Origin of the sequence: Pseudoalteromonas peptidolytica, assembly GCF_012641745.1 — a bacterium.
GTDB classification, from domain to species: domain Bacteria; phylum Pseudomonadota; class Gammaproteobacteria; order Enterobacterales; family Alteromonadaceae; genus Pseudoalteromonas; species Pseudoalteromonas peptidolytica.
Genome location: NZ_WEHZ01000002.1, coordinates 265,268 through 277,623 on the forward strand (window position 1 = coordinate 265,268; position 12,356 = coordinate 277,623).

Genomic DNA, 12,356 nt, shown 5'->3' on the forward strand with positions numbered 1-12,356 from the left:
CAAAATAGAGTGAATTGATGGAATTGCGACAATAATCAGGGTACAATTACGCTGCTTTTTTGGACGCATTCATGCGTTCTGGCAACGACCTCTGAGGCTCGCAATCGTTGCGGTTCGTAGGGAAGAATAATTGATCACGAGCTGGATTTAGTCTCGTGGTGATAACAAGGATCATATTATGAATACAAAACTTCTCGTTGGCTTAGGTGCTGTGGCTATTGCCGTTGGTGCTTATGTTTCTACTCAACCTTCTTCACCTAGCATAGCCATGGAACAGCTAGAGTATGTGCCTGCTGACACTGCAGTTTTTTGGGGGCAGTTGCAGCCTTTTGAGCAGCAAAAATACCTCTCTTTCATGCCACAGGAACTAAGGCAGATCCAAGATATTGAAGAAGTAACTGCAATAATCAGACAGGAAAATAATAAGCATCTTAACTTCTTGGCGACATTATTAGAGCAGTATAATCAAGCGATGACTTCGCCTGAGCAAATGAAAGCTATCCTTGGTATGGGTGACACCGTGAGAAGTGTGTTCTATACCGTAGGTTTGTTACCTTCAATTCGCTACGAACTTGCAGATCCTGAAGCGTTAAACCGTACCATCAAAATGGCAGCTAAAGACGCTGGTATTACATTCGAGGAAGACACGCTAGATGGCGTGGCGCTGACGCGTTACAAACTTGAGGTTGCCCCAGATGCCAATATTGAGCTGATCACCTCTATTCAGGGACAGTGGATCACCACTACTTTCAATACACCGATTAACACTGAAGCCGATCTAAAAATTGCACTAGGTATTGCCAAGCCTGCTCAATCACTTGCACAATCAGGCAAACTTGAACAGTACAACGAGCAATTTGGTTTTGATGGTGCGTCAATTGCGTTTTTAAATCACGTGGCGTTAGTTGATGGGATCACAGCAAATAAGCAGTCTGATTTGGCACGTATGCTGAACAACATATTGCAGTTAGGTGGTGGCGCAGAAGAGCTTGCAAGCATCAGAACGCCAGAATGCCAAGCTGACTACAGCGCAATTGCGAATCAGTGGCCTGCAACGGTAATGGGTACTAAGAAGGTTCAATTTACTAATTCTGAAATCGACTTTGAAATTGACACTGTGGTTGTTGGTAAAGACACAGAATTAATGAAAGCGCTTGGTTCTATTCGTGGCTTTATTCCTGCGCATGTCACTAATGATGAAGACAAAGTGCTGGGGTTTGGATACGGCGTGGATGTTGCTAAGATTGCACCGCTTGCTAACACCTTATGGAGTCGCTTTACTAAAGCGGAGTTTTCTTGTGCAGAGCTTGTCGCAGCGCAGCAACAAGCTAAGCAAAATAGTCCAATGGCAGTGGCGATGATGACTGGTATGGTTAACTCTGTAAAAGGTGTAAGCGCATCAGTGTTTGATTTATCAATAGATCAGAATGCCCAAGGGATGCCTGAGCCAAAAGCGGTTGATGCACTTATTACGCTCTCAGCAGAAGACCCATTAGTATTGGTGAATACTGTTAAAGGTCTTGCTCCTATGCTTGCACAAATTGAAATACCTGAAGATGGTAGCCCCATCTCAATTAATCAATATATCCCTTCTCCGCAGCCGCTAGGAATAGATATTAAACTGGCGCTAAAAGGAGATCACTTAGTATTATTTACTGGTGAAAAGTCTACTGTTGTTGCACAGAAAATGGCAGACCAAGCACTTGAGAGTAATGGCATGACACACTTTAGCATGGATATGCAGGCCTTTTTGACACCAATGCTAACTGCATTGAAGTCAGCAGGACAACCTGTTCCTGAAAGTCTCGATGCGCTCCTGGAGCAAAATATGGTGTTTGAGTTTAGTATGGATGTGGCTGAACATGGCCTCGTATTCGGTACTGATATGAAGCTAAAAAAGCTATAAAGATTAAGTACAAATAACACGTAAAAAATGCCGACTTACTGTCGGCATTTTTGTGTCTGAGGTTATACCAATTTGACTTAATGCTTGCTCAATTTGAAGGCGTAAATTTGACGCTAACAGCGTTAAAAACTTCCTTTCCAGAACAACTAAATAGCAAAATTGTTACTTGGTAATCGACAAGATTTTCTCGCCTCAAAATAGACCGCTTAAGTAAGAAAATTGATATTAAAATTGGTATCGCACTGTCATTTTAATATTACGACCAAGCTCCGCAGGATCATTGGCTTCACTTGCAGGTGCACGCAAATAGCGCTTATCAGTGAGGTTGTCTACCCCTAAGCGAGCGGAGAAATTTGATAAGCCTCCTGTTCCTTGATACTTGGCATTGAGATTGTAAACAGTATAGGTTTTTGTACCAAACCCTCGCTCTAACATCGCATCATCAAGGCGTTGCTGTGCTCGGTAGTGTAATAGTTGCAGACCTACGTTAATGTTCTCATTTAATTGATAGTTGCTGTTCCAAGTGAGCTTGTCAGCTGGCGCTTCTGAGTAGGGTTGCGACTGATAATCTATTGTGCCGAGATAAAAGTTAGGTACCCCTTCTACATCCATATTCATAGACGCGTACCCCAGGTACATATCAAGTGCAGCAAAGGAGTAGTGCGCCTCAATCTCAACACCATGACTAAATAATTTACCGATATTTTTGGCACTATAATCACGGTGTGTTGCGACGGGAATACCGTTGCTGGGCTCTGGACCTGGCGACCCAAGTTGTTTGGTACCATTGGCATCTATGTAATACATAAATGGAACATTATCGATGTAGTTATCTACTTCGGTATCAAAATACATAACCTTGATACTTAGGTTTTCAGCATAGTGTAAATTTTGCCAATTTAGTCCAAAGCCTATCTCGTAGTTTTGTGATTCTTCCGCTTGTAAATCTGGTTGCGGTTCACTGAAACATATCTTTCCACCAATGTGGCAACGCCATTCATCTTTTTTGTACAGCTCTTGCAGTGAGGGGGCTCGAAAGGCCTGCGCTGTTTTTGCGTACAAATTAAGGTGCTCAGCAGCTTTAATTGTGACACCAAGTTCACCTGAAAGTGCGGAGTCATCATTATCTTGATAGCCGGTAAAATGATCACTAGAGCGGCTGTAATGATCGAATCTTACGCCCCCTGTAAGTAGCAATTTGTCTTGCCACCACTGGCTTTGATCGATTATAGAAATTGACCAATTGGATGCGTCGCTATCACCGTAGTAGGTTGAAAGGTTGGCAGGGTTATCATCCCATTGTTGCTGGTCAAAGCTCTCCGCTTCATATTGGGCCTCAATTGCGAGCTTGTGTTTTACCTTGCCGGTAAAGGTTGATAAGTTCGCCACGCGCAAGCCATGGCGTTTACTCTCACCCGTTTTAGCACTGTCGTAATTGATTTTATTGCTGCCACGCTCGATAAATCCTTTGGTGATTTCGTCATAGGTCTTACGAGAGAAAAACGCTTGGACATCTAGGTCGATTAAGTCATTGTCGGCCTGATAGGTATAGTTAACCATTCCTTCAAGATAATCATTTTTGTAGTCTTCAGCGAGGGTGGGGTAGGCAATTGCCAAGTCCATACGCTGCGCATATGGTTGATCGATTGACTCGGTTTTACTGTAGTCGACTTTACTTGTGAGGCTGTGGTGATCGTTAATGTACCAAGTATTTTTTAGCGCAACGTTTTGTCGTTTGGATTCGTTTTTGATTTTACTGATACGTTGAATATCATCTTCTTCATCAGTATGTTCGTCAGCGACAACATCAATGTCACTATACTTTACTTGTCCGAAAGACAATACGGTATCGCTGTGATCATTTAAGTGGAATATACTGACATTGACATCATTTGCGTCAGCAACAGATAAGTGTGTTACAGACACACTAGCTCCAAGCCCTTGATTATCTTGCAGGTAATCAGCTGCACTTTTAGTGACTAAACGTATGCTGCCGCCAATGGCACCTGAGCCAACAGTTAGCGAGTCAGCACCTCTTAACACTTGTATTTGTTTAAGCTGATCAGGATTAATGCCAAGGGAGTTAATTTGTGCAATATTTTGGCTACCATCAGAATCAATCTTACGTTTTACATTATCGACGGAGATATGAACCCGCTCACCGTACAGTCCTCTAATTGCAGGCTGTCCTGATAGCGGCGTCACACTGCCTGAAAACTCGACATTGGGTAGCGTTTTAAGTATTTGATTTAGATCTGCGGCTTGCTGCCTTGCGATTTGTTCTTTGGTTAGTGCCGAGACTGATGCGGCAACATCATGATTTTGGGTAGTTAACTTATGACCAAGTACCTCAATTTTTTCGATAGTAGTTGATGAGGTGTCAGACGCTGCTGCATCAGCGGAGGCACCATAAAGCGCTGCAAAAATGCAGAAGGAGAGAGTAGAGTATTTCATTTATTAATCCTTAATAAAAACAATTACTATTTGCAGTTGCGGCGTGGATGTTAGATGTTATAAGATCTAATTGCAATAATTAATTACTTATAGTTATATGATTTGTAAGGTAAACAGAATTTATTTTTAAGGAGAAAATATGAATAAAATACGTACACTATGTGCGCTATCAGTACTGGTACTTAGTCTGGCAAGCGAAGCTAAAAACATTGAGTTTGGTGGTGGCGCTGATTTGAATAAGCTTGTTGCGGCTACAGAGGTACTTGAAAACGTGAATGAGTTTAAAGAACGTGAGATCACAGTATCAGGCAAGGTAACTAAAGTCTGTAAGAAGCGTGGTTGTTGGATGACACTGCAAGTCGATAACGGTGAAAGTTTGAATGTTAAAGTCCGAGATGGTGATATGGTATTTCCGATGTCAGCAATCGGTAAGCGTGCTTTTGCGACCGGTAAAGTTGAACATTTTAAGCTGGATATTGCAAAAACTAAGCGCTATCTTGCGCATAAAGCGCATGAAAACGGCGAACAGTTCGATGAAACTAAAGTCATAGAGGGAATGGAGCTTATCAGGCTAAAACCGGATGCAGTAACAATTATTCAAGAGAGTGAGTAGGCTGACATCACTTCACCAAAACAGCGTACTCGAAGTCGGTGCGCTTAGACGTGGGGCTGATGACAACCTGATAGGTTTGTGCCCCTAACATAACGTAATTTACTTTGCCTACTTTGAGTGGCTTTGGGGTACTGTCTAAGTCCATCAACCACACACCAGTTTCTGTATCTGGGGCTAAGTTTATTAACGTTCTACCGACATTATTAGGTATGTACAAAGCCGCATTACCGCTTTTGCCCCAAATTGCTTTTAGCTTACTACTCTCAGATACCAAGGTGTAGTTGGCAGGACCTGAGGGGCGCATATCGGTTTGGTTGACGATTTCACACTGTTCACATTGTATCGAGGTTGCCGATAGATGGGTTTGCAGTTGGCCATTAAAAATAATACCTTCAGCCGCAATTTTCCATATTGGCTGCGTTTCGCTCAGTTGATTGCATCCAAAGAGCAGCAGTGCAGATAAGGCGAGGCTGTAATGTTTATTTATAATGGACACCGGATCACCAAATTACAATAAGTTAAACCGGTACAAATAGTAGCTAATCTTTGCTGTTAATATAAGTGTGCAACGTTAACGAATGTAAAGAGCCTCTATTTTAGTGGAGGGATCAAGCTAGCTGCTACAACCACTACCACAGCTGGAACCACTACTACAACTGGATGCTGAACTATCAGCGCCATCAGCGTTACCATCACCACTTTTTAGTGTCGTACAGCCGATGTTTCCGGCATAAATGGCGAGCGTATCGTCATGTTTCGGTTCAGTTTGATCTGATTGAAATTCAGCTGTTGTATAGTAATACCCGTCGGGTATGTGTAGCTGTGCATCTAATGCAAATAGGATGGGCAGTTGATGTGGTTTTCGTGGCGAAATGCTGGCAATACTGCAACAGGCTCGCCAAGTTTTACGAATACTGAGCTGTGCTTTATTACTGCCTTGCATTGCTTCTGATGGGCAATGGTGTAAAAACCTGCCAAAAGCTTGTTGGCAGAACTCATGGTACGTTTTGGTATGCAATATAAACTCATGCCAGAGTGTATCTACTACTTTTGAGGGCATAGCGAGAGATTGGTCTTTGAGCAATAAATTAGCAAGAAAAAATTGCTTCAAGCCGGATTCTACTTGCGCCAGATCTGTATCTGATAGTGTGGGGTGATACTGACGTAATTTAGGTCTAAGGAAGGTTAGATTGTAATTTTGAATGTACGTACGACGACGCGCGTCAGTTTTTACCTTTTTATAATGTAATACGGCAATTAAAACAGCCACTCCAATTAAAGCGTAGATAAAACCTAGCATGTACTTTCCCTATATTTTTGAGAGTTAGCATGACGAAACTCACTAAGGGTGTCAATAATGAAAGCATTTGGTTGAGGGATAAAACTTGAGAGGCTGAGTTTATAGCAGTAGAGATTGGATGCTGTAATACCAATTAGCGTTAATACTTGCTCAATTTGACGGAGCAAATCTGACGCTAACTGCGTTAAAACTTCTTATTTAGAACAACTAAATAACCTGAGCACCTTTTGTAAATCCAAATTGCTAGGCACGCATGAATTACTCATGCTCAGGTTCCTTATCGTTGAGACTAAATAACGCGTTTGACATATTCGCCTGGTGCATCATAAATACCAGGCTGTTCATCGCTTTGCGCAGCCCTTGCTGGTACAAGTTCTGGTGCTAATTGGTGTAACCACTGTGCCCAGTGAGGCCACCAAGAACCACTTTGGTGCTGTGCTGATTCAAACCACTGAGTTGGGTCGTCGTTATCTTGTCCGTCAAACCAAAAACCGTACTTATTTGCAGCTGGCGGATTGATCACTCCTGCAATATGGCCCGATTCACCAAGCACAAAGGTCACTGAACTACTGAGCCTTTTAGCCCCTTCGTATGTCCCTTGCCAAAGCGCAATATGATCGTCACGCGTAGAGAGAAAGTAGACCGGTTGCTTTACTTTGCCAAGGTCAATTTTAGTGCCTCGGATACTCACTGCTTTGTCTTCGATAAGACCGTTATTGAGATATAGCTCACGTAAGATAAAGTTGTGGCATGCTGCGGTTAGGTTTGTACTATCACTATTCCAATAGAGCAGGTCTAAATCCGCAGGTGTTTTGCCTTTCAGATAGTTGTTGACAAAGTAATTCCAGTACAGGCTGTTTTCTCGCAGCATACTAAAAGAAGTGCCAAGCAAGTGGCCTGACATTACACCATGCTGGTTGTTGTACTGCTCAAGTGCACTAATGGTTGGCTCATTGATAAAAGCGCCTATCTCTCCAGGTTGCGAGAAATCTAATATAGTCGTCAGCAGGGTGGCACTTTTCACTCTTTGCTTCATGCGCTTTGCTGCAATATAAGCCATGCAAGTCGTCAGTAAAGTACCGCCAATACAGTAACCCATAGCATGGACTTGGGTTTCGCCGGTTTGTTTTTCTGTTTGCTCTAAAGCGCATAACACGCCGTCAACAACGTAGTCATCAAAAGCAATGTTAGCCATACTTGGATCTGGGTTTTTCCAAGAGATCATCAAAACCGAATAACCCTGTTCGAGTGCCCACTTGACCAGAGAATTGTCAGTTCGTAAGTCAAGTATATAGTACTTATTAACAAAAGGAGGCACGATCAATAGCGGTGTTTTGTGTACTTCTTCAGTACAAGGGTGATATTGGATCAGCTCAAATAGATGGTTTTGAAATACCACTCTGCCTGGGGTACAAGCGAGATCCTCGCCAAGGGTATAAGCATTTTCATTGGTCATGCTTATACGTAGCATTTCTGAACTTTTGGCCAAATCTTTTTTCAGTAGTGCTAGACCATCAAACAAGTTTTGGCCGTTACTCTCAAGCGTTAGCCTAAGCAATTCAGGGTTGGTTGATACAAAATTGCTTGGTGACATCGAATTTACTGACTGCCTGGCAAAGAACGCCAATCGCTCTTTGAGTTTAGGGTCAAGGCCCGGGGTATTTTCAATGGTATTTTGCAGTGATTGCCCAAACCAAAGGTAGCTCTGTTTTAGGTAGTTAAACCACGGGTTTTCCTGCCAATCTGCGTCAACAAAACGTTTATCTCCACGCTCTGGACTAACAACCTGCGCTTTTTCTCCTGTTGTGTGTGGCATAAAACTATTTTGGAAAATAGCAAATTGAGTTTGCCACCATTCACTTTGTTGTTTTAAGAAAGAATCAGGCTGTTGGTTGATGGCACTGAGCCAGCTCTGAAAATCAGCTTGGTTTTGTTCATTCAATGCCTGTTGCAATGGATGCGCTTTACCTAGGTTGGTGGCGGCCAGTTGCCACAATTCTTGATTATATTGCCACCATGCGGTCAACCCTTGCTCAATATTTGCTTGAGTGCCCATACCGGAAAATCCTTTATTTTTTGAACGGGTAAGGCGATCGAGATCGCCCAGTGTTAGAGGTTATTGCGCTTTTGCTGTTTTTAGTGTTTCTTTGCTTAGAGACTCTAGGCTGTCTTTAAACTCTTGACCTAATTGCGAAAGCTTTTGACCGTCTTGGATCATTTGCTGGCTGAGTACGTTTAGGGCAGTTAACTGACTTGCATTAAAGTCCATCATCGACTTTGCATCTTTGATTTCAGTCGCTTGCTTTAATTGCTCAATTGAGGTTTTAGTGAGTTGCTCTGCACTATGAAGCTGGATTTTAGAGAGCGCTTCGATATTTTTTGCAACAATTTGATTGAACTGTATTGCTGGCGCGAAAAATTGCTCGGTTTGCTCGTTGAATGTTTTAAATAAATCGCTGTACATGATCGTTTCCTTGTTTTGGATTGAGTTAACGCAATAAATCTTGTGAAATCTGGGCTTTAAAAAAGCCAGTACATTTCTTCTCAAAATCTCAAAGTAATAAATTGGCTTTATATAAACCACAATGCCACCAAACATCAGGTACAGCTCATTCCTTTGGTGGTTGCGATATTACTGCATGTATAATCCGCCATTAAGAGAGAGTGTCTCTCCTGTGATATAACTCGCCTGTTTTGATGCCAAGTAGGCTACCGCAGCGGCAACTTCGTCAGGAGTCGCCAGCCTTTGCATGGGCACTTGTGCTTTTATGCTGTTCAATACATCTTCACGCATAGCGCTTACCATGGGCGTTTCTGTATAGCCGGGTGCAACAGCATTGACGGTAACGCCACTTCTAGCACCTTCGTAGGCTAGGGCTTTAGTAAAGCCAATCATGCCAGCTTTGGCGGCAGAATAGTTTGTTTGACCAAACTGGCCTTTTAGTCCATTTACGCTAGAGATGTTTATGATACGACCTTGGCGGTTGGCACACATTGCAGAAAAAACAGGGTTTGTCATATTAAACAAAGAGTTTAGGTTAGTGTTTATGACTTCGCTCCACTGCGTATGTGTCATCTTCTTAAATGCAGAATCTCTGGTAATACCCGCGTTATTGACCAGTAAGTCTATGTTGCCAAACTCTTGTAACACTTGCGTCATCGCAGTGTGGCAATGTTCGGCATTGGTGACGTCTAAAAATAACGGCTTTACGTTTACTGGGTTGATTTGCAACGTATTAAGCCAATTATCAAAGTCAGCCTCATTGCGTCTTTCGCTCGCAACGGCGATAACAAAAAAGTCTTTTTCAATGAGTGTTTTTGTAATAGCAGAACCAATACCACCAAAGGCACCGGTAACTACTGCAATATACTTGTTTTCCATAACGCTCCCGCGAAAAAAGAGGCTATACCAACATACTTCCTAGCCGAGTTAGCTTAACTATCATTTTTGCGCGCTTTTATGACAAATTAGTCGCGAGTTTGTGTCAGTTTGAAGACAGTGGAAACTAAATTAGGAACGAAAATTTAAATAACCCGAACGTGGGGTAAAAGTGAGCTAGTCAGCTAAAACACCTAAGCGCAAAAGGCGTAATAGCTGCTAGAGAACAAGTTACTACCCCTAGTTCAGGGTAAATAGTCTTAAGTTTATTTTTGATTGACCGATAAAGTAAAGCGGAGCTGCGAGTAAACGGGGCATAAGGAGATCTAACATTAATTACTTACCCCTGTCGTCAGCATCAAATTAATCGTATTGATCCCAAGGAGTGAAAATGGATATTCGAATACATCAGGGAAGCTTATCACCAAGAGTACCTGACGTTATGTCTAAATCATCAGCTGCATCTCAACCTGTGTCACAAAACGCTCAGTCATTACCTCAAAGTGAAGTTGAAAATGAGAATGAGCAAGATCAGCGTGTGGTGCTCTCAAAGGAGCTTGATGAAGAGGCAACGGGTTATAAGGAAGATAATCCAGTCTTTAAAGAAGACTACGAAAACTTAGAAAAAGCGATGGATCTTATTCAAGCGCAAATTCATACATTGCAAGAGCGTATTGATAAGCTGATGCAATCCCGAGAACAGCGTTTTATGAAAATAAACCACCAACAAGATATTACGCCCGATGACGGAGCCGTTATTGCAGAGCATGTCGGAAGCAAAAAGTATCGTGATAATACGGTGACCGATGAAGTAAAAGAACTTGAGAAGCAACTATCAGAGTTAAAAGGGCAAGAAGCGCAGCTGCGTACTCAGATGTTAAAGGCGATTTTGGCAGAACGAGAGCGGTTAGAAGAGCTCAAAAGTAAGGGTAAACTGTAAAGTACAGCGAAAAGCTCCCTGCTACTAGTGAATTATTGAAAGTGAATCAGCCTTGCCAACTAGAGACAAGAACTTGGGCATATAAGAGCAGGACTATCCTCAAAATGCCCTAAAGTGAGAAAGAAATAAGCTAATGTATAGTAGCTTACCCCCAAATCTTACCGTTTAAATGAGAGGGTCTATTAGACTCGCCTGACAGGCCGCTTTAAGCGCATAGGTGATGGTTGTGAATGCTACCGCAACTTAACAAAGTGGCCGTTCAACCAACTCATTTTTGCCCCAAAGTGAGTTAGAGCTCAGGTCTTAATTGCGCATTCTACGGACACTTGCGATTAGTATTTTTCTATAGCCCCATTTCCCAATAGCAGACGTTCACTAACACTAAACAAAGTCATAAATTCAGGCCTATTACTTATCCATTAATGAGCACAAACTGCGATCTGATAATCGCTTCATTAGAGTAGCTTGCTCAATGGACTCACCACGCTGTTAGCCCCTTGTTGTAAAACATGGGTATATATCTGTGTTGTTTTAACGTCTGAGTGTCCAAGTTGGCTTTGCACGGTACGAATATCGGCCCCAGATTGTAGTAGATGAGTTGCAAATGAATGTCTTAGCGTGTGAGGTGTAATGGGCTTTGTTATTTGCGCTTTTAAAGCTGCCTTTTTAATCGCTTTGCGTACTCCCGTCGGATAAAAGTGGTGTCTTCTAATTTCGCCTGTTTCTGGATCTGCACTTAACTTATAAGATGGAAATAAATACTGCCACGCCAGAGACTTATTAGCTGATGGATATTTGCGAGCAAGGGCATTGGGCATCCAAACACCCGCGTATTGTTCGTTCCTTATGTCAAACTGCAAGTAATCGTTGACCTGAATTATTTGACTTCGCAATAAAGGAACTAACTCGTTAGCTAACGTCACTATACGGTGTTTATTACCCTTGCCGTTCCATATACGAATGCTTTTATAATCGAAATCAATGTCTTGAACTCGTAGCTGCACAGCTTCCATCACGCGTAAACCGCTACCGTACATTAATCCTGCGATTAAGTAATAGCGTTTATCTAAAAATGACATCAATAATTTTACTTCATTGGGTGTCATCACTATGGGAAATTTTTGCTGTTTTTTACTACGTACAAATACTAGATCGGGCGATAGCTCTTGTTTGATGATGTGTTTATATAAAAATACCAACGCATTTAAAGCCGTAGCTTGGGTTTTAGGAGATACATTTTTCTTCAAAACTAAATAGTCTAAATATTTCTCAACCTCGTTATCCCCCATAGATGAAGGGTGTCGCTTGTCGTGATAATTAATAAACCCAGCAATCCATTTTAAGTAGGTGTCAACAGACCGCAAAGAGTATTGTTTGGTTAGCATGTAATCGACAATTGAGTTTAAAAATGGAGAGCGTGTTTTCATCATCATATCTTTGAATTGTTGGCTGTATATATATACAGTTTTGCTGCATTGCCTCCATAGTCAAGAAAGCGAGCAAATGGGACGTTTTCTCCTTTTTGTTAAAAGGTATTATTGCTAAATATAAATATTTAGCAATAGGTTGAAATGTATGATAAAACTGGTTCAATCAGATAAACGACCCAGCCAATGGTAGAAAAACGACCCGTTGGGTCGATATTAAATTGTTGAACTAAGCCGCTACGCGGAGATCCTACTCTCACCAACTGAGCCACACTTACCTTGAGGTTATCCCATAACTTGGAGGTAAGTCATGAACCCACTCATAGAACAAGTCAAA

At 42.0% G+C, this 12,356-nt stretch carries 10 protein-coding genes; 3 read left to right on the forward strand and 7 right to left on the reverse strand.

The window, feature by feature from the left end; genetic code table 11:
• Window positions 1–178 precede the first annotated feature (178 nt).
• A complete protein-coding gene (locus F9Y84_RS02425; RefSeq protein WP_128731600.1) occupies window positions 179–1,906 on the forward strand; it encodes a hypothetical protein in 1,728 nt (575 codons plus the stop codon).
• A 225-nt stretch (window positions 1,907–2,131) separates the two neighbouring features.
• Here the strand turns inward: F9Y84_RS02425 and F9Y84_RS02430 are convergent, their stop codons facing one another.
• Complete coding sequence (locus F9Y84_RS02430) at window positions 2,132–4,360, reverse strand: TonB-dependent receptor domain-containing protein (protein WP_147390442.1); 2,229 nt, start codon at window positions 4,358–4,360, stop codon at window positions 2,132–2,134.
• A 139-nt stretch (window positions 4,361–4,499) separates the two neighbouring features.
• On the opposite strand from F9Y84_RS02430, the gene F9Y84_RS02435 reads away from it, so the two are divergent.
• Window positions 4,500–4,973 carry a DUF4920 domain-containing protein gene (locus F9Y84_RS02435; protein WP_125253986.1) on the forward strand — a complete coding sequence of 158 codons (474 nt, stop codon included), beginning with the start codon at window positions 4,500–4,502 and terminating at the stop codon, window positions 4,971–4,973.
• Window positions 4,974–4,980: 7 nt separating this feature from the next.
• Here F9Y84_RS02435 and F9Y84_RS02440 read toward each other — a convergent pair whose 3' ends face one another.
• From F9Y84_RS02440 to F9Y84_RS02460, 5 genes are all read right to left on the reverse strand, one after another.
• Complete coding sequence (locus F9Y84_RS02440) at window positions 4,981–5,469, reverse strand: hypothetical protein (protein WP_125253985.1); 489 nt, start codon at window positions 5,467–5,469, stop codon at window positions 4,981–4,983.
• Window positions 5,470–5,586: 117 nt separating this feature from the next.
• Complete coding sequence (locus F9Y84_RS02445) at window positions 5,587–6,273, reverse strand: glycine-rich domain-containing protein (protein WP_147390441.1); 687 nt, start codon at window positions 6,271–6,273, stop codon at window positions 5,587–5,589.
• A 289-nt stretch (window positions 6,274–6,562) separates the two neighbouring features.
• The gene (gene phaC, locus F9Y84_RS02450) at window positions 6,563–8,329 is read right to left on the reverse strand and encodes a class I poly(R)-hydroxyalkanoic acid synthase (protein WP_147391346.1); all 1,767 of its coding nucleotides are present in this window, start codon (window positions 8,327–8,329) and stop codon (window positions 6,563–6,565) included.
• Between the two features lie 60 nt (window positions 8,330–8,389).
• The gene (locus tag F9Y84_RS02455) at window positions 8,390–8,737 is read right to left on the reverse strand and encodes a phasin family protein (protein ID WP_125253982.1); all 348 of its coding nucleotides are present in this window, start codon (window positions 8,735–8,737) and stop codon (window positions 8,390–8,392) included.
• Between the two features lie 168 nt (window positions 8,738–8,905).
• A complete protein-coding gene (locus F9Y84_RS02460; RefSeq protein ID WP_147391345.1) occupies window positions 8,906–9,655 on the reverse strand; it encodes an acetoacetyl-CoA reductase in 750 nt (249 codons plus the stop codon).
• A gap of 388 nt (window positions 9,656–10,043) precedes the next feature.
• Here F9Y84_RS02460 and F9Y84_RS02465 point away from each other — a divergent pair, with 388 nt between their 5' ends.
• Complete coding sequence (locus F9Y84_RS02465; RefSeq protein WP_147391344.1) at window positions 10,044–10,592, forward strand: hypothetical protein; 549 nt, start codon at window positions 10,044–10,046, stop codon at window positions 10,590–10,592.
• Window positions 10,593–11,047: 455 nt separating this feature from the next.
• Here F9Y84_RS02465 and F9Y84_RS02470 read toward each other — a convergent pair whose 3' ends face one another.
• Complete coding sequence (locus F9Y84_RS02470; RefSeq protein ID WP_147391343.1) at window positions 11,048–12,019, reverse strand: integron integrase; 972 nt, start codon at window positions 12,017–12,019, stop codon at window positions 11,048–11,050.
• Window positions 12,020–12,356 lie beyond the last annotated feature (337 nt).